Source organism: Roseateles sp. P4_D2 (genome assembly GCF_056401875.1).
In genome coordinates, this window is record NZ_JBFUIM010000003.1 from 274,680 (window position 1) to 292,360 (window position 17,681).

Genomic DNA, 17,681 nt, shown 5'->3' on the forward strand with positions numbered 1-17,681 from the left:
GCGCCTTGCCGGCCACCGCAACTCGCCCCGGCGCGGGCCGCGCTCACGGCCTCGCTGGCTCCTTGGCCGGCCATGTCGCCAGCAGCACACCCAATAAGGCCAGGCCATAGGCCAGGGCCTGAAGGGCGGAGATGGATTCACCGAGAGCCAGGCCGATCAGGGCCGTGCTGATTGGCAGAAAGACCATGAAGACTCCCGCCTTGGCCGCCGGCAACCCCTTCAGGCCAGCCATCCACAGCCAGACGGTGATGACGCTGGCCGTGGCGGCGTAGTAGCCCAGCAGCGCCCAGTCCAGCATGCGCGGCGCGCCGAAATCGAAGCTCAGGGCCTGCCAGATGGCCAGTGGCGCGACGAGCACCAGGCCCCAGAGGTTGATCAGGGCGCTGATGCGCTTCGGGCCCAGGCCGGCGGTCAGCTTCTTGCCGATGACGACATAGCAGCCCTCGCAGAACACGGCCGCGAGCAGCAGCAGCGCGCCCACCGGCGTCGTCTCAGCGCCGCCACCCTGTTTGCCGCTGGCCACCAGCGCAATGCCGCCGACCGCGCAGGCGATGCCGGCCAGCACGCGGCCGCCGAGGCGCTCACGCAGGAAGGCCCAGCTCAGCAGCGCGACGGCCGCCGGGATGCCGGCCATGATGACGCCAGCGACCACGGCCGAACTCTGCCGCAGCCCGAACAGCATGCAGATGGAGAACAGGAAGTTGCCGAGGAAGGACTCGAGGAAGAGCAACCAGCGCGAACGCGCATCCAGCGGCGCTTCGTGGGCGGGCTTTTTCAGCCAGGGCAGCATCAGCACGGCCGCGAAGCCGAAGCGCAGGCCGGCCAGCAGGAAGACCGGGAAGGCCGCGACCAGCAGCTTGGACAGGCCGACATAGCTGCCGACCAGGCTGGTGCTGGCCGCCAGCAGGGCATACGCCCGCCAGGGCACCATCACGGCAAGTTGCCGTCGATGGTGAAGGCCAGGAACTGCGTGAACTGCGCGGGATTGAAGTTGTTGTCGGACACCAGGATCAGCGTGCGCTTGCCGTCCAGCATCGGACCGAACGTGATGCCTTCGATGTTGTCCAGGGCCAGCACGCTGCCGTCGTCGTTCTTCAGCGACGACAGGTCCAGCAGCATGGTGCGCTTGACGGGCACGACCTCGTGGCCCTTGATGCTGGACCAACCCGACACATCGGTCGCGCCGCGTGTGTCGATCAGGTAGAGCTTGATGGTGTTGCTGGTGGGCTGCTTGGTCAGCGCCGCGATGCCCGGCGTCACGGCGCCGACGGCGAAGGCGCGCTCGATGACGATGAACTCATGGGCCGACAGGGCCAGCATGTCGGGCACGCCGTTGGTGGCGAAATCGCCCTGGCGCGCCGGCGGGAAGGGCACCGGGCCGACGTCGTAGATGTATTCGGCGCCGGCCTTGCCACTGTCCAGGTCGAAGGACAGCATGCGCGCGCGGCTGCCGCGGCCCACGGCCGTGGGCAGGCTGTCCTGGGCCAGGCCGTTCTCGCTCATGGTCCACAGCGTCTTGCCGTCGGGCGTGATGGCGATGCTCTCGAAGGCGAGGTTGTTATAGACGCCCACGTCGCCGGGCGTGATGCCGCCGGCGCTGCCCAGGGGGTTGTAGTAGCCCGGCACCGGGAATTCGCCGGCCGGCTTGCCGTCGGGGCTCATGCGGCGCACGGTCGGGTTCTGCAAGGAACTGGAGACGCGCTGGCCCTCGTTGGCCCAGTAGATGAGGTTGCGCCTGGCGTCCAGGCGCAGGCTCTCGGGGTCGACCTGGTTGCGGCCAAAGGGCTGGCCGTCGAGGTCGAGGATGGTGGTCATGCCGACCCAGGCCACGCCGGCCTCACCGGGGTTGGCGCTGCGGCGGAACTTGGACAGGTCCAGGCTCAGCTCGTAGTAGCGCGCCGGCGCGCGGTCGCTGCGGTCATCGCAGATGGCCAGGTAGCGGCCGGTGGCGGGCACATAGTCGATGCTGGACAGGCCACCGACCGGCACCCCGCGGAAGCTTGCACTCGTCGGCACGATCTGCTGGCCGATGTAGTTCAGGGTCTGTGCGTGGGCGGACCCTGCAAGTAGCAGGGCGAGTAGCCATTTCATTGGGAAAACTCCAGGGCGGGGCCGCGGCGCCGGTACTGCCGCCACGGGGCGCGGATTATGCGGCGCGACGCAGGGCGCCTCTGAGCGTGTCGACGATGCGTTCGATGTGGCCACTCTCGATGATGAGCGGCGGCGACAGCGCCACGGTGTCACCGGTCGTGCGGATCAGCAGGCCCTTGTCCCAGCAGTCCAGGAAGACGTTGAAGGCGCGCTTGGCCGGCTGGCCGTCCAGCGGCTTCAACTCGATGCCGCCGACCAGGCCGATATTGCGCACGTCGATGACATTGGGCTCCTCGCGCAGCGAGTGCAGCGCCTTGGCGAACTCGCCTTCCATGCGCGCGGCGCGGGTCAGCAGGTCGTCGTCGGCGTAGGTGTCCAGCGTGGCGATGCCGGCGGCGCAGGCCAGCGGGTGGGCCGAGTAGGTGTAGCCGTGGAAGAACTCGATGAGGTGCTCGGGTCCGGTCATGAAGGCGTCGTGGATCTTCTGCTGCGCGAACACGGCGCCCATCGGCACGCAGCCGTTGGTGATGCCCTTGGCCACCGTCATCAGGTCGGGCGTGACGCCAAAGGTCTGGGCGGCAAACGGGCTGCCGGTGCGGCCAAAGCCGGTGATGACCTCGTCGAAGATCAGCAGGATGCCGTGCTTGTCGCAGATCTCGCGCAGGCGCTGCAGATAGCCCAGGGGCGGGAGCAGCACACCGGTGGAGCCGGCCACGGGCTCGACGATGACCGCGGCAATCGTCGACGCGTCATGCAGGGCAACCAGGCGCTCCAGGTCGTCGGCGAACTCGGCGCCATGCGGCGGGACGCCGACCGAGAAGGCGTTGCGCGCCGGGTCGTGGGTGTGGCGGATGTGGTCGACGCCGGCCAGCAGGCTGCCGAACATCTTGCGGTTGGCCACCATGCCGCCCACCGAGATGCCGCCGAAGTTGACGCCGTGGTAGCCGCGCTCACGGCCGATCAGGCGGGTGCGGGCGCCTTCGCCGCGCACGCGGTGGTAGGCGATGGCCATCTTGAGCGCGGTGTCGACCGACTCGGAGCCCGAGTTGGTGAAGAACACGCGGTTCATGCCCGTGGGCGCGATGGCCGCCAGCCGCTCGGCCAGCTCGAAGGCTTTGGGGTGGCCCATCTGGAAGGGCGGCGCGAAGTCCAGCTCGGCGGCCTGGTCCTGGATGGCCTTGACGATCTTGCTGCGGTTGTGGCCCGCGTTGACGCACCACAGGCCCGCGATGCCATCGAGGATCTCGCGACCCTTGTCGTCGCGGAAATACATGCCATCGGCATGCGTCAGCAGACGCGGCGCCTGCTTGAACTGCCGGTTGGCAGTGAAGGGCATCCAATAGGCGTCAAGCTTGGAAACGTCTGCGCTCATGCGAGGCTCCTGGGAAAGGACCCCAAAGTCTAAAAGCTAATTTGACGGGGTGGTCAGAATCTGGCGGCACCTCAGGGCTCCCGTACGTTGCTCTAAATCAACGTCTTGCCTGCGCCGGCGTCACCCGCATTACATGATCGACGTAAAAAGGCCCGCTGATGCAGGCCTTGTCGTTGGTGCAGACGTCTGCACTAAGTCGCCGGCCTCCACAGGTTGCGCGTACCAACGGCATTTGTACCGTTGAGAACTAGCGTCTCTCCCGATTGGCTGGTGCCGCTGAAGGCGGACAGTCAGGGGCCAAGGGAGTGAGCCATGGAAGAGGCCTTCAAGGCGTTTCAACAGACGCTGGTCGAGCGGTTTTCCAGTCCGTTGTTAAGCAGCTTTTTGATTGCTTGGGCCGGTTGGAACTACAAGTTCGTCATGATCGTTCTGTCGTCGAATACGGTCACGACGACTCTTGACCTGATACAGCGACTGGCCTTCCCGGACTGGCAGACCATTGTCGTCAGAGGCGCCGTCTTGCCGTTGGTCTCGGCGCTGCTGTACATCCTCGGCTACCCCTACCCAGCTCGATGGGTGAACGGGTTCGTCCTTCGGCAGCAGAAGGCCAACAACCAGCAGCGGTCGAAGATCGAAGAAGAGACCCCTTTAACGCTTGAGGAGTCCAACCTTCTCCGTGCCGAGTTCAGGGCGCGCTATCGCGAGCAGGAAGAGGGTCTGCGCAAGGCAGAGGGCGAAGCGGCGCATTACCGAGAAATTGCAAACAGCGCAGACGCTAGGGAGTCAAAGCTAAAGGCGGATCGGGACGCGCTGAGCAGCAACGTGGACCAGTACGCTCTTCGGATGGCGGAAGCAGACCGTAGCATCAACGAGCTAAAAAGTAGCAGCGACGCACTCGTGGCTGAGCTAAATGTGGAAGTCCGGGCCCTTAAAGAGGAGTGGTTGCATGACTCCAAGTCTGCGCAGCGCGTCGTTGACGTTTTGACGACGCCGATGTCAGAAGGCATGAACTCCAAAGTGGTAGCGCTCAAATTGAACATGGAGCCATCCTTAGTTAACCGACTCGTCCAACTCATGCACGACGTTGGCTACCTAAACCTAGTTGGGGGCCGATATTCATTGACGCAGAAGGGACAAATTGCGTTTGGCGACCCGCGCAGGATTTGACGAAAAAAACGCCCGCGAGAGTCATCTCGCCTATTAAGCGGAGGAGGATGGGGGATGTCAGTTGCGGAGATTTTCTCGTCGTTCGCCGGGGCTCTGAAAATCCCGGAAGCCAAAAAGGCTTCAATTGCTCGGCGCACTGCTGCAATTACTAGGCGGCTAAATCGGGATTTCAGAAATACCGATTCGGAAGTTGCCAATCGGTTCTATGGCGGGTCCTATGGCAGAAACACGGCCGTGGACTCATTAAGTGATGTGGATTTGCTCTACGTACTGCCGTATGCAACCTATGAAAGGTTCAATGCTTACACCAGTGCTAGGCAGAGTGCGCTGCTACAGGCGGTTAAGACCTCGTTGCTACGAACATATCCTGGCTCGAACATCTATGTGGATGGACAGATAGTCAAAATTCCGTATACAGATGGGATCACTTTCGAGGTTGTGCCTGTATTCAATAACACCGGCGGCGGTTACGTGTATGCGGACACAAATGGTGGCGGCAGTTGGCAGGTATGTCGACCGAAGGAGGAAATCAACGAGTTTTATAGTCGGAATAAAGAAGCGAACTGCAATCTGGTCGTGTTAGGGCGCATAGTGAGGTCTTGGCGAGATCATCACGGTATCAGTATTAGCGGAATGCTGATCGACACGCTTACTTATCAATTCATCGAAGCCTGGGCATATAAGGACAAGTCCTTCCTCTATTACGATTACCTGACGCGAGATTTCTTTTTATGGTTGTCTGAGAGAGATCGCTCGCAGAATTATTGGCGAGTGCCCGGCAGTGGAGCTTATGCTTGGAAGTCAGGAGGGTTCGTGCAACAAGCGGCGGCGGCCTACGGCCTGGCACTCGCGGCCATCGAGAGCTTGGAGAAGCAGCACTACTGGGCCGCTTCGCAAAAGTTTCGTACCATATTTGGTCCGTGTTTTCCGGCTTAAGGAATCGTAGTGAATCGAGAGCAGCTTTTAAAGTTGATAGCTGTTGCAGGCTACGACATCGGGTTTGGGGCCAAGACGCATTTCGCAACATTCGACATCGTCGAGAAAGGCCCTGGATGGCTTGGTTTTGTGTCGCTCGTTGGTGGCATCTATAGTCTATTTGTGCCGATTTGGTCCTCTCAACATGCTGCCGCAGCTTTTGTTGTATTTGGCGTTGCCGCCCTGTACATCGGCTTTTACGGAGCCGATAAGGTGAAATATGAAGAGGTCGGCCGCAAGTTAACTCTAGCATTCCATGAGCTTCATGTGCTATATCGCCGGGTGGAATCGTTGCCCGCAGCTTCCGATGCGACAGCCTTTCTGCCTAGTGTGGAGAAGATTAGATTGGAAACAAACGCGATATGTATCGGCAAACAAATATTCCTTTCGGACTGGTATGCACACTACAAGTTTTTTTGGCAGATGCAGACGGACTGGATTAATGAAGGTCGACCGTTTTCATTTTTTAGAGACAAAATTCCCCTAAGCGCTTACGCCGTAGTCGCTCTGGTATTGGGATTAGTTTGCGTGCATGTAAGCGGAGCGTTGCCTCTATCTAGCGCATGGACCGCGCAACCATCAGGCATTGCGGCGTCTGCCGCAAAGTAACGATTTGGTCCTCACCCGAGCTTGGGCAACTCAGCTGCCGCCGCTTTCTGCAGCGGCTTGCTGAGCACACACAGGTGGCCCTGGCCCTTGAGCATCCGGGGGGTAGCTGTTGAGGGCGACGGCCTCGGCCTCGCGGGCGACGAGGGGGCTGGAGGTGACCGCGTGGCCGTCTTTGTCGACGATGGCCAGGCGGCCGGGCGTGCCGTCGACGAGGACCGACAGGCCCTCGTGCGCAACGGCCGTGATAACGACGTCTTCGATGGCGCCGATAGGCTGGGTGCCGATCATGTTGGGCTCCTGTTGGTGGACAGATGGAGCAGGGTGGGCGGTAGTACCGTGACGCTGAGCCACGGACGCCGGCGAGGACCTGCATGGAAGGAGAGGCGGTAGACCACACGCCAACGCGCTAGTAGTGCGCGCTGCGCTGGTAGTCCTGCCCGCAGGCCCTGCAGTGGCTTCTGGGCAGGCCAGGCCGGTCCTTGCGGTTGGGATAGAACTCGCGGGTGGCTGGCCACCAGCTGAAGCAGGCGCCGCAGAGCTTCTCCAGCTCGCCGTCGACAAAGCGGATCTGCGTGCATGGGGGCAACGTGGGGACACGGGGGCGCGGCGTCAGACCTCGGTTCCAAACAGCTCACCCGTGGCGTCGGCGGCCGGCGAAGCCGGCTTCTTCTTGGCCTTGCCGCCGGAGGCGGCCTTGCTCTTTTCTTCTTTGACCTCGTGGTCGGTCAGCTTGCCGCCGGCGGCGATCGCGGCCTTGAGCCACCTCGGCTGCAGCCCGCGGCCCGACCACGTCTCGCCGGTGGCGGCGTTGCGATAGCGGGAGACGTTCTTGCCGCTGCCCTTTTGCGCGCCCCCCTCTACCGCGAGCGCAACCGGGGATGGGGTAGGAGCGGGTTCCGCAGGTGGCTGAACGAACGACATAACGTACGACGCCGTAGTCAGGTCTGCGCGGCTGACTCACCGCCAGCGGCAGCTAGCAGTTTAGTTTGCGCAACGTTAGGGTTCCCACCAGCGGCAGCAGCTGCACGAGCAGGATGCAGGCGAGCATCAGGCCGCAGCCAATCAGCCCGGCGGTGTTGAGCCGCTCGCCGAGCAGCACATAGCCGAAGGCGGCGGCGAACAGGGTCTCGGCCGACAGGATGATGGCCGCGTCCGCCGCGTGGGCGTAGCGCTGGGCCACCACCTGGGCCGTGAAGGCGATGCCGACCGAGACGATGCCGGTGTAGGCAATGGGCCAGGCGGCCGCCGCGAGTCCGGCCCAGTGCACCGCCTCCAGCCCGGACGCAGCGGCCAGCGACAGCAGGCCGCAGACGGCGAACTGCCCACTCGCGACAAGGAAGGGCGCGCCCATGCGGTCGGCCCAACGGCCCACCATCAAGACGTGCACGGCCCAGGGAATGGCCGAGGCGGCGACGCAGATGTCGCCGAAGCCGATGGTCATCTCATGCGCGCCGGACAGCAGGAAGGCGCCGACCAGGCAGCCCGCCGCCGCCGGCCAGACCGACCAGTGCGAGCGCTGGCGAAGCAGCAGCCAGGCCAGCACGGGCACCAGTGGCACATAGATGGCCGTCAGGAAGCCCGCATGGGTCACGCTGGTGAACTGTATGCCGACCTGCTGCATGACGGCGCCCAGCGTCATCAGGAGACCCAGGCCGGCAATGTGAATGCCGTCCAGCTTCACCAGCGGCCGGCCTGCGCGGCCCAGGCGGCGCCACTCCAGCAGGGCCAATGGCAGCACGACGAGGGCACCGATCAGGAAGCGCACGCCCGTGAACAGCAGTGGGCCGACGTCGGCCATGGCCTTGTTCTGGGCGACGAATGCCGAGCCCCAGATCAGCGCGACGAAGGTGAGCAGCAGATTGGCCTGGAACCGCGTCATGGGCGAGCCAGCGCGGCGAGTTCCGCTTCGTCGAAGCCGGCTGCGCGACGAGCTTCGAGGTTGAAGGGCGCGCGCAGCTTGGGCGCCTGATGAAGGGTGGCGAGTTCGGCGTAGGTCGCGATCGGGTCCAGCCCACGTTGCTCGCACAGGAAGCGGTACCAGCGGTTGCCGGCCAGCACATGGCCGATCTCGTCGTGCAGGATGACGTCGAGGATCTCGCCGGCGCGTTTGTCGCCGGCACCGACGAGCTTGCGCTTGACGGCGGGCGAGGCATCCAGCCCGCGTGCCTCCAGCGTGCGCGGCACGAGGGCAATGCGGGCGAGCAAATCGTGTTTCGTCCGCTCGGCCATGTCCCACAGCGCGTTGTGGGCGTCGAAGTCGCCGTAGTCGAAGCCCAGCGTCAGCAGATGCTCGCGCAGCAGCGTGAAGTGCTTGGCTTCTTCCTGGGCGATGCGCAGCCAATCGCGGTAGAAGGCCTCGGGCATGCCGGGGAAGCGCCAGCAGATGTCCAGGGCCAGGTCGATGGCGTTCAGCTCGATGTGGGCGATGGCGTGCACCAGGGCCGCGATGCCGGCCGGCGTGCGCAGCGACGGGCCTTTGAGCGTGATGTGCTCGACCAGGCGCGGGCGCGCGGGGCGCCCCGGAATGCCGCCGGGCTCGGGAATCAGCGCGCCGGTATCGACGGGCAGGGCGGCGTCAAGCGCCAGCGTGGCGGCGGCCTTGGCGGGCGCATCGGCAATCAGGAGGGGGCCGAGCGTGGCCAGGCGGAGGTCGGACATTGCCCGGGATTCTAAAATCCGCCCTTTTGCGCGTTTTGCGCGAGGCCGCGATGGCGATTTACCAGCTCGACGAGCACCTCCCCGACGTGGCTGATTCCGCCTGGGTGGCCGACAGCGCCGAGGTCATCGGCCGCGTGACCTTGGGTGAGGGCGTCAGCATCTGGTTCAACGCGGTGCTGCGCGGCGACAGCGACACGCTGACGATTGGCGCGGGCAGCAACGTCCAGGACGGCTCGGTGCTGCATGCCGACCACGGCTTCCCGCTCGTCCTCGGCGAGAACGTCACCGTGGGCCACCAGGTCATGCTGCATGGCTGCACGGTCGGCGACGAAAGCCTCATCGGCATCGGCGCCGTGGTCTTGAATGGCGCGCGCATCGGCCGCAATTGCATCGTCGGCGCCGGCGCGCTGGTGACCGAAGGCAAGGAATTTCCGGATGGCTCGCTGATCGTCGGTGCGCCGGCCAAGGTCGTGCGTGAACTGAGCGAGGCGCAGGTCGCCGGGCTCAAGGCCAGCGCGGCCCATTACGTCAACAACGGCCGCCGTTATGCGGCCGGCCTGAAAAGAATCCGATGAGTGAACTGCACAAATTCCTGTTCGACGGCCTGCCGGTGCGCGGCATGCTCGTGCGCCTGACCGAGGGCTGGCGCGAACTGCTGAGCCGCCGTGAGCCCGGCCAGGAGTACCCGCCCGAACTGCGCGACCTGCTCGGCCAGATGAGCGCCGCAGCGGTGTTGATGCAGGCCAACATCAAGTTCAACGGCGCGCTGGTGCTGCAGATCTTTGGCGACGGCCCGGTCAAGCTCGCCGTGGCCGAGGCTCAGCCCGACCTGAGCTTTCGCGCGACGGCCAAGTGCATCGGCGAGCTCGCGCCCGGGGCCGACCTGCCCAGCATGCTGAACGTGCACGGCCAGGGCCGCTGCGCGATCACGCTGGATCCCAAGGACAAGTTCCCCGGCCAGCAGCCCTACCAGGGCGTCGTGCCCCTGCACGGCGACCACCGCGAGCCGCTGTACAAGCTCTCTGAAGTGCTGGAGCACTACATGCTGCAGTCCGAGCAGCTCGACACCCGGCTGGTGCTGGCCGCCAATGGCGACATCGCCGCCGGCCTGTTGATCCAGCGGCTGCCGGTCGAAGGCGAGGGCAACCTCGAAGGAAAACGCAACGAGGATGACATCGGGCTGTCCGAGGGCTTCAACCGCGTCGCCATCCTCGCGGGCACGCTGACCGCCGAAGAGCTGCTGACGCTGGACGCCGACACCATCCTGCGCCGCCTGTTCTGGGAGGAGACGGTGACCCGTTTCGAGCCCCAGGCGCCGCATTTCTCCTGCACCTGCTCGCGGGAGCGTGTGAGCCAGATGCTTCGCGGCCTGGGCCGCGACGAGGCCGACAGCGTGCTGGCCGAGCGCGGCGAGATCGAGATCGGCTGCGACTTCTGCGGCCGGCACTACCGCTTCGACGCGGTGGATGTCGGCGCGCTGTTCACGCCCGCCGGACGCCAGCCGGACGGCGCCGAAGGCACGCTTCAATAGTTCTGAGGTCGTTCAGCGTTTCCATTGCGCAACGGGCCTCATGCCTTCTGAGGATGCCCGGCAGCCTAGTGATTGACGCCACTGCCCCGAGCTGAGACTTTCGCCTTTTGGCCCCTTCTTGAAAGGGCCAGGAGGCGACAGTGGCCGACAAGGGCGGATTTGGCAGCTTCCCGTGGGCAAGTGCCGCGGTGCTGGTGGCCTTCGTGGCCAGCACCCAGCTCGTGCCCCATGCCTTCGAACCGCTGCGGCCCGCCGAGAAGGCCCGCGCCCAGGCGCCGCTGGACCCGGATCTGGACGTCAACGCCCGCCTGTGGGAAGACCCCTTCACGGCGCTGCGCCGCTACGAGACGGAACGGGCGGAGCGCTGCGAGCGCGTGCGCAAGCAAACCTCGCAAACCCTGGACATCGACTGCCGCGACCGCGTGGCCGAGGTGCGTGACCCGCAGCGCATGCTGGCCAAGCTGGACCGCGACCACGACCAGCGCCTGGATGACACGCTGATCATCATGGGCCTGCTGCCCGGCGCCGATTTCGTGGGTGCCGAGGAGGCGCGGCGGCGTGTGCGCTACGCGACGCTGGCCGGCCTGCTGGCCCAGGACTATGTGCCCGACAACGCGGAGCGGCTCAGCCTGCTGGAGTTCAACCTGCTGGAGGCGGCCGCTCCGGCCGAGGCGGCGTCAGTGGCTTCAGCAGCATCAGCGGCCTCCCGGCCCGCTGCCGCCGACAAGCAGGCGCGCGCGGCCAAGGACAACTTCGTCGTGCCCTACGAGCTGCTGTCGGCGCGCTCGGAGCACCGCCGCAAGCCCGACGGCGAGGGCGATGCCAAGGCCGACAAGCCGCGCCGCTATGGCCAGATCGCCTTGCTGTGGGTGGACGAGAATTCCCTGCCCAACCGCAAGCTGGATGCCCTGGCCCGGCTGACCCAGCAGCTGATGGGCAGGCCGGCCCGCGACCTTGCGGCACCGGGTGGATCAGACGGGCAGCGCCTGCCCAGCCTGGCCGTCATCGGCCCTTCGTCGACCGACGCGCTGCGCGCCGCACTGATGGACCTGCGCTGCGCGGCCGACCGCAAGAACGCCGCCGCCGATGCCCTCAGCCCTGCGGCCAGCGCGGCGGCCGCACGCTGCAGCTCGGGCGTGGCGGGTGCCGTGCGGGGTCTCGCGCCCGACCTGCAGGAGGGCTACGAGCTGCTGTCGCGTGCCGAGTTCTACAACTCGGCCTCGACGGCGCCCAACAGCATGATCGCGGAGCTCAGCGACCAGAAGCTCGAGTCCTTCGTCACCGACCAGTTCAACCGCATCACCGGCGTCAACCCGGTGCGGCCGGTGCAGATGGTGCGCACCATCGGCACCGACGCCGAGCTCATCAAGCGCATCGTCGCCGAGCTCGGCCTGCGCCTGCCGCATGAGGGCCGGCGCGTCGTCATCGTTGCCGAGCGGGATTCCCTCTATGCCCAGTCCCTGGTCAGCGAGCTGCGCTACCGCCTGCCCGAGGGGCGGCCGCAGAGCCAGCCGCTGAAGATCGAGGTCATCTATTTCTTCCGTGGCATCGACGGCATCACGACGCGCGAGGCCGGCACCGCCGCCGCAGCCGGGCCGGCGGCCAAGAGCGCGCCGCTGGAATGGCCCGAGAGCCGTGACCAGCTCGACTATCTGCGCCGCCTCGGGGCCGGGCTCAAGCGCAGCGAGGCCGACTCAAGCCGCCTGCCCATCGGTGCCATCGGCATCTTTGCCAACGACGTGCACGACAAGCTGCTCGTTCTGCAGGCCCTGCACGAGGATTTCTCCGACCGCATGTTCTTCACGACGGACATGGATGCGCGCTATCTGCACCCCCGCACCCAGGCCTTCACGCGCAACCTGGTCGTTGCCAGCAGCCTGCCGCTGGCCTTCTACCCGCCCGCGGCAGGGGCACCGCACGGCGCCGTCGACCTGCAGGCCGGCACGCCGCCGCTGCGCGACATCTACCAGGCCAGCACCTATGCCGCCGCCCGCCGGGCCGGCTGCCGCAGCGAGAGCTGCAAGCGCGACGAGAGGCTGTCGCTGGAGCCGGCCCTGCAGAAGCCCTCGCTGTACGAGGTGGGCCGTTCCAGCGCAGTGCCGCTGGCTGGCTATGCGCTGGAGGCCCAGCCGACGCCACCGAGCGCGGGGCGCCACGGCCTGGCCGTGCTGATGGTGGTCGTGATGAGTTGCGCGCTGCTTGTCTGGCCGTCCACGCCGGCGATCCGGCAGGCGCGCCGTGTCTTCCTGCGCGAGCCGACGATGGACAACCAGCCGCAGATGGACATGACGTCCATCGTGCTGGTGGCCCTGCATGCCGGCGTGTTCGCCTACGTGCTGGCCAGCCTCATCGAATTCCTGCTGCCCAGCCAGCTCGGTTTCGTTCATGCCCTGCTGCTGGCCAGCCTGGCTGCTTTCGGGGCACTGCTGGCCGTGCTGCCGGCTTTGCTGCTGGCGCGGCGCGAGCAGCCAGCGCCGCCCGACCAGCGCGCTGGCGTCGACCGCCTGCATCTCGTCGTCGTGCTGCTGGTGGTGGGGGTCTGGCTGTGGCTGGCCTGGCCGGCCGGCGGATGGAACCAGGCCGGCGTCTGCGACAGCTGCGAGCCGGTGGCCTGGCTGGAAGGCGTCAGCGCCTGGCCTTCGCATCTCATCCACCTGCTGGCGCTGTTCGCCATCCTGTGGACGCTGGACTGGGCCTGGGCCGACTCGCTCAACCAGCTCCGCCACGACTCCGACTGGCTGCGGCTGCCGCGGCCCGTGCCCAAGCCCGTCGTGCGCAGCGACATGCGCCAGCTGTTGCGCGGCTGGTTCGAGCATGTCAGCGTGTTGTTCTGGAAGCCCGGCGTCGGCTACAGCTGCGACTTTGACGAGCTCTGGCAGGAGTACGGCGAGCGCGGCGAGGCCCGCCCGCGCGCCGCACGCACCCTGGTCTGGTACGGGCTCACGCTGAGCTGCGTCGGGCTGCTCTTCCTGTGCCTGTCCGAAGGGCAGATTCCCGAGGTGCCCGTGCGCGGCGACGAGCACCGCCAGATGGTGAGTGCCACGCTCTACGCCATCCTGCTGCTGCTGCCGCTGCTCATCGTCGCGGTGGCCGACGCGACGGTGCTGCTGGTGCGCTTCGTGCATCACATGAATGCCGGGCGCACTTTCTATCCCGAAAGCACTATCGAGATGTTTGCCAAGTCCCTGGGCGAGGAGCACAGGGCCTTGTGGGCGCAGCGCTTCAGCGCCCGGCCCGAGGACCGCAGCAAGGACGGCGGCGGCTTCGCGGTGCACACGCTGCTCGACGACTGGATCGACATCCAGGTCGTGGCTCGGCGCAGCACGCCGGTGGCCCGCCTCGTCATAGGTCCGTTCGTCGTGCTGGCGTTGCTGGTCGTCGCGCGCAGCCGGCTGTTCGACAACTGGTCGCTAACGCCGGCCATCGCCGTCGGCGTCAGCTTCTACATCGCCGCGCTGATCGGCCTGACGCTGCTGCTCAAGCGTGCCGCCGAGACGACGCGCCGCCGGGCGCTGGCGTCCATGCAGGCCGATCTGCGCTGGCTGGCGGGCAGCGGCAAACCGCTGTCCGACCTCGTCGAGCCCTACAAGCGGCTGATCGCGTCGGTCGAGAACGAGCAGTGCGGTGCGTTCGCCTCCTTCTTCGACCAGCCCCTGCTCAAGGCCATCCTCGTGCCCCTGGGGGGGGCGGGCGGCACGCAGCTGTTCGACTACCTGCTGCTCGGCCGCTAGAACAGCCGCGCTGATGCGATCCGGCAATTTCAAGCCCTAGAACCGCGGGCCGACCGGTCTGCACTTCCCCCCTCCATACGATGGTGTTTGCTGTCAGGGCGACTAGCCTGTTAGAGCGGCCGCCCCGATTCGAGGCCCCCGTCGGGCGCTCCCGGCATCGCCGTTCCATGCCGGTCACTGGAGTGAAGCATGACATCCGATCAACGACTGCTGGCCCTGATCGGCCGCCGACTACCGGCCATCTTCGACGTCATCCCACGCGGGCCCCAGGGCTTGTCCGTGCATGATCGCGTCAGCGCCGTGGCATTGAATCCCCAGCCGCTGCCGCCCGAGCACATTGGCGCGGCGCTGGCGCAGGAGTTCGCCCACATGGCCTGGGTGAGCGACCGACTGGGCCTGAACTGGAAGACCATGGGCCAGGATCTGGACGACTGGTGCCCCACGCAACCGCGCAAGATCAAGTTCCCCGTTGGTTGGCCGCCCGTGCCCGAGCCCGATCCGCATCCGAACTGGCTGGCCGAGCTGCACCTGGGCTTTGCGGCCAAGCTGTCGGCGATCTCCGCCGAAAATGCCGGCACGCCACTGGCCGCCACGCTGGACCGCGCCGTCAATCGATCCGTCGACGCGCTGTCGCAGTTGCAGGCGAAGTGAAGCTCAGCGGGCCGGTGCGCCCACGGCCTGCGCGGCCTGAGCGAGACGGCTCGCTTCGTCGCCGCAGATGTCGACCCAGGGCAGGCCCTGGGTCGACAGTGCTGCGCGCAACCGGCCGTCGAAACGCGACCGCACCTCGGGGCCGTCGCGCTGGATGCCGTCGGCCAGCCAGGGGAGGTCAGGCGCGCACAGCAGCGTCAGCGCGCAGCGGCGCTGGAAGGCCAGCGCGGGGACGAGCAGGCTGTCGTCGCCGAAGTAGTGCTGGCTGCACAGTGCCGTGATCAGCGGCGTGGTGTCGCAGAAGACCAGTTCATGCGCCCGCGCCGCGGCCTCGATGCGCGCGGCCTGCTCGGCAGCGATGTGGGCCTGCTCGTGCTGCAGCGGTGTGCGGCCATGGGCGTCGCACCATTCGCGCAGGTATTCGCTGACGAGCCCGGCATTGAATTGCCGTGCCAATGCCTCGGCCAGCGTGGACTTGCCGGTGCATTCGGCACCCAACAAGGCAATCATCCTTGCCATGAAGGCTCCGCAAATTGTGCGTGGCCAAGTTCGCCGTGTGGTGGCTGGCCAAGCGACTGCCGTGGAACCGGCTTTGCCGGGCCACTGGCAGTGCCCCCTCGAAGGGGGCGCGCGCAGCGCGTAGGGGGTGAGCTCATTTTCTCCAGGCGCGCCAGCCGATCACGCTCATCGGGATGAAGCCCGCGTAGAGGATGACGGTCAACCAGTAGCCCTTGAGGCCAAAGAGCACGACGCTGACCACGTTGACGACGATCCAGGTCGGCCAGTTCTCTTCGTACTTGCGCGCCAGCAGCCATTGGCCAAGCAGGCTGGCGACGGTGGGGAAAGCATCCCAGTAGGGAAGGGGGCTGTCGGTGTTCTTCGCGAGAAAGACGCCGAGCAAGGGCCAGGCGGCCAGCGTCAGCAGCGCGGGCTTGACGAGGCCTTGCAGGCCGAGGCGGCGTACCTTCAGCGCCTCGCCCTCGCGCGTGCGGCCAAAGCGCCATTGCCACCAACCCCACAGCGCCAGTGCGGCGAACACCAGTTGCAGTGCGGCCTCGCCATAGAGCTTGCCGTCCCAGAACAGCGCGAAATACATCAGCGAGCTGATGAGGGCCAGCGGCCAGGCCAGCAGGTGGACGCGCATATTGCACACGACCATCCAGACGGCCAGCACGAAGGCGACCAGCTCCAGCCAGGAAATGGGGCTGCCGAATGCTGAGAAGGCCGGCGCAAGAAGCGCCGCCCAGGTGGTGGCGAGCATCAGCGCTTGATGGAAGACGCTGCAGCCGGCGCCAGCGGCACGAAAACTTCGTCGGACTTGATCATGCCCAGCTCGAAGCGGGCCTTCTCCTCGACCATCTCCAGGCCTTCGCGCAGATCACGCAGTTCGGCCTGCAACTGGGCGTTGCGGGCCCGGGCCTTGTCGTTGTCGGCCTGGGCCTGGCTCAGCTCCTCCCGGAGCTGAGCGACGTGCGGAATGCTGCCCCGGCCCACCCAGAGCTGGGCTTGGATGGCGATCAGGAAGATCGCCAGGACCGCGGCAAGCGCCTTCAAGCTTTACTTGAGGTTGTAGAAGGCGGCACGGCCGGGATAGAAGGCGACGTCGCCCAGGTCTTCTTCGATGCGCAGCAGCTGGTTGTACTTGGCCATGCGGTCCGAGCGCGACAGCGAACCGGTCTTGATCTGGCCGGCATTCAGGCCGACGGCGATGTCGGAGATGGTGCTGTCCTCGGTCTCGCCCGAGCGGTGCGAGATGACGGCCGTGTAGCCGGCGCGCTTGGCCATCTCGATGGCGGCGAAGGTCTCGGTCAGCGTGCCGATCTGGTTGATCTTGATCAGGATGGAGTTGGCGATGCCCTTGGAAATGCCTTCCTGCAGGATCTTGGTGTTGGTGACGAACAGGTCGTCGCCAACGATCTGCACGTTCTTGCCCAGGCGGTCCGTCAGGATCTTCCAGCCGTCCCAGTCGCCTTCGGCCATGCCGTCTTCGATGGAGATGATGGGGTACTTGTCGACCCAGGTGGCCAGCATGTCGGTCCATTCCTGCGCGGTCAGCTGGATGCCGCCTTCGCCTTCGAGCACGTACTTGCCGTCCTTGTAGAACTCGCTGGCAGCGCAGTCCAGGGCGATGGCAATCTGGTCGCCGGCGCGGTAGCCGGCCTTGTCGATGGCCTGCAGGATCAGCTGGATGGCTGCTTCATGGCTCTCGACGCTGGGCGCGAAACCGCCTTCATCGCCGACGGCGGTGGAGATGCCCTTGTCGTGCAGGATCTTCTTCAGCGCGTGGAAGACCTCGGCACCCCAGCGCAGCGCTTCACGGAAGCTCGGCGCGCCCACGGGGACGATCATCAGCTCCTGCAGGTCCAGCGAGTTGTTGGCGTGGGCGCCGCCGTTGATGACGTTCATCATCGGCACCGGCAGCTGGCAGCCGTTCATGCCGCCGAAGTAGCGGTACAGCGGCAGGCCGGACTCTTCGGCCGCGGCGCGGGCCACGGCCATTGACACGGCCAGCATGGCGTTGGCGCCCAGGCGGCTCTTGTTCTCGGTGCCGTCCAGGTCGATCAGGGTCTTGTCCAGGAAGGCCTGCTCGGAGGCGTCCAGGCCCAGCACGGCCTCGGAGATTTCGGTGTTGATGTGCTCGACGGCCTTCAGCACGCCCTTGCCCAGGTAACGGCTCTTGTCGCCGTCGCGCAGCTCGATGGCCTCGCGCGAACCGGTGGACGCACCCGACGGCACGGCCGCGCGGCCCATGACGCCGGACTCCAGCAGCACGTCGCATTCGACGGTGGGATTGCCGCGGCTGTCGAGGATTTCTCGACCGACGATGTCAACGATTGCGCTCATGGGGTTGTCTCCAGGAAGTGAAAAATTCGGGCGGGCGCAAGTGTGCCAAGCG

The 17,681-nt window shown here is 66.0% G+C and carries 19 protein-coding genes; 7 read left to right on the forward strand and 12 right to left on the reverse strand.

Annotation, left to right across the window (positions count from 1 at the left end; genetic code table 11):
• Window positions 1–43: 43 nt before the first annotated feature.
• The 3 genes from AC1DW0_RS07010 to aptA are packed head-to-tail and all read right to left on the reverse strand — an operon-like array spanning window position 44 to window position 3,463.
• The gene (locus tag AC1DW0_RS07010; protein ID WP_477945340.1) at window positions 44–931 is read right to left on the reverse strand and encodes a DMT family transporter; all 888 of its coding nucleotides are present in this window, start codon (window positions 929–931) and stop codon (window positions 44–46) included.
• Window positions 931–2,091 (reverse strand): esterase-like activity of phytase family protein, encoded by a 1,161-nt coding sequence (locus AC1DW0_RS07015; RefSeq protein WP_477945242.1) that lies wholly within the window; start codon window positions 2,089–2,091, stop codon window positions 931–933. The genes AC1DW0_RS07010 and AC1DW0_RS07015 overlap by 1 nt, the downstream gene beginning before the upstream one ends.
• A gap of 55 nt (window positions 2,092–2,146) precedes the next feature.
• A complete protein-coding gene (gene aptA, locus AC1DW0_RS07020) occupies window positions 2,147–3,463 on the reverse strand; it encodes an omega-aminotransferase AptA (RefSeq protein WP_477945243.1) in 1,317 nt (438 codons plus the stop codon).
• Window positions 3,464–3,775: 312 nt separating this feature from the next.
• On the opposite strand from aptA, the gene AC1DW0_RS07025 reads away from it, so the two are divergent.
• Genes AC1DW0_RS07025 through AC1DW0_RS07035 form a run of 3 tightly spaced genes read left to right on the forward strand, consistent with a single transcriptional unit; the run spans window position 3,776 to window position 6,214 of the window.
• Window positions 3,776–4,630, forward strand: a complete 855-nt coding sequence (locus AC1DW0_RS07025) for a hypothetical protein (RefSeq protein WP_477945244.1) — start codon at window positions 3,776–3,778, stop codon at window positions 4,628–4,630.
• Between the two features lie 54 nt (window positions 4,631–4,684).
• Window positions 4,685–5,566 (forward strand): SMODS domain-containing nucleotidyltransferase, encoded by an 882-nt coding sequence (locus tag AC1DW0_RS07030; RefSeq protein WP_477945245.1) that lies wholly within the window; start codon window positions 4,685–4,687, stop codon window positions 5,564–5,566.
• 9 nt (window positions 5,567–5,575) lie between these two features.
• Entirely contained in the window at window positions 5,576–6,214 is a 639-nt protein-coding gene (locus tag AC1DW0_RS07035; RefSeq protein WP_477945246.1) for an SLATT domain-containing protein, read from the forward strand.
• A 30-nt stretch (window positions 6,215–6,244) separates the two neighbouring features.
• Here the strand turns inward: AC1DW0_RS07035 and AC1DW0_RS07040 are convergent, their stop codons facing one another.
• From AC1DW0_RS07040 to AC1DW0_RS07060, 5 genes are all read right to left on the reverse strand, one after another.
• Window positions 6,245–6,502, reverse strand: a complete 258-nt coding sequence (locus AC1DW0_RS07040; RefSeq protein ID WP_477945247.1) for a hypothetical protein — start codon at window positions 6,500–6,502, stop codon at window positions 6,245–6,247.
• A 118-nt stretch (window positions 6,503–6,620) separates the two neighbouring features.
• Window positions 6,621–6,800, reverse strand: a complete 180-nt coding sequence (locus AC1DW0_RS07045; protein WP_477945248.1) for a hypothetical protein — start codon at window positions 6,798–6,800, stop codon at window positions 6,621–6,623.
• 23 nt (window positions 6,801–6,823) lie between these two features.
• Window positions 6,824–7,135 (reverse strand): H-NS family nucleoid-associated regulatory protein, encoded by a 312-nt coding sequence (locus tag AC1DW0_RS07050; protein ID WP_477945249.1) that lies wholly within the window; start codon window positions 7,133–7,135, stop codon window positions 6,824–6,826.
• Window positions 7,136–7,187: 52 nt separating this feature from the next.
• Complete coding sequence (locus tag AC1DW0_RS07055) at window positions 7,188–8,093, reverse strand: DMT family transporter (RefSeq protein ID WP_477945250.1); 906 nt, start codon at window positions 8,091–8,093, stop codon at window positions 7,188–7,190.
• A complete protein-coding gene (locus tag AC1DW0_RS07060) occupies window positions 8,090–8,872 on the reverse strand; it encodes a ferritin-like domain-containing protein (protein WP_477945251.1) in 783 nt (260 codons plus the stop codon). Before AC1DW0_RS07060 ends, AC1DW0_RS07055 begins: the two co-directional genes overlap by 4 nt.
• 50 nt (window positions 8,873–8,922) lie before the next feature.
• Between AC1DW0_RS07060 and AC1DW0_RS07065 the strand changes: the two genes are divergently transcribed.
• From AC1DW0_RS07065 to AC1DW0_RS07080, 4 genes are all read left to right on the forward strand, one after another.
• Window positions 8,923–9,447, forward strand: a complete 525-nt coding sequence (locus tag AC1DW0_RS07065; protein ID WP_477945252.1) for a gamma carbonic anhydrase family protein — start codon at window positions 8,923–8,925, stop codon at window positions 9,445–9,447.
• Complete coding sequence (gene hslO, locus AC1DW0_RS07070; RefSeq protein WP_477945253.1) at window positions 9,444–10,403, forward strand: Hsp33 family molecular chaperone HslO; 960 nt, start codon at window positions 9,444–9,446, stop codon at window positions 10,401–10,403. Before AC1DW0_RS07065 ends, hslO begins: the two co-directional genes overlap by 4 nt.
• 140 nt (window positions 10,404–10,543) lie before the next feature.
• Entirely contained in the window at window positions 10,544–14,134 is a 3,591-nt protein-coding gene (locus AC1DW0_RS07075) for a hypothetical protein (protein ID WP_457355848.1), read from the forward strand.
• Window positions 14,135–14,323: 189 nt separating this feature from the next.
• Complete coding sequence (locus AC1DW0_RS07080) at window positions 14,324–14,785, forward strand: hypothetical protein (protein WP_457324366.1); 462 nt, start codon at window positions 14,324–14,326, stop codon at window positions 14,783–14,785.
• A gap of 3 nt (window positions 14,786–14,788) precedes the next feature.
• On the opposite strand, the gene AC1DW0_RS07085 is transcribed toward AC1DW0_RS07080, so the two are convergent.
• From AC1DW0_RS07085 to eno, 4 genes are all read right to left on the reverse strand, one after another.
• Complete coding sequence (locus AC1DW0_RS07085; RefSeq protein WP_457355849.1) at window positions 14,789–15,304, reverse strand: AAA family ATPase; 516 nt, start codon at window positions 15,302–15,304, stop codon at window positions 14,789–14,791.
• Window positions 15,305–15,437: 133 nt separating this feature from the next.
• Window positions 15,438–16,046 (reverse strand): nicotinamide riboside transporter PnuC, encoded by a 609-nt coding sequence (gene pnuC / locus AC1DW0_RS07090; RefSeq protein WP_477945254.1) that lies wholly within the window; start codon window positions 16,044–16,046, stop codon window positions 15,438–15,440.
• Window positions 16,046–16,339, reverse strand: a complete 294-nt coding sequence (locus AC1DW0_RS07095; RefSeq protein ID WP_056196809.1) for a septum formation initiator family protein — start codon at window positions 16,337–16,339, stop codon at window positions 16,046–16,048. The genes pnuC and AC1DW0_RS07095 overlap by 1 nt, the downstream gene beginning before the upstream one ends.
• Before the next feature lie 3 nt (window positions 16,340–16,342).
• The gene (gene eno, locus AC1DW0_RS07100; protein WP_056196812.1) at window positions 16,343–17,629 is read right to left on the reverse strand and encodes a phosphopyruvate hydratase; all 1,287 of its coding nucleotides are present in this window, start codon (window positions 17,627–17,629) and stop codon (window positions 16,343–16,345) included.
• Window positions 17,630–17,681 lie beyond the last annotated feature (52 nt).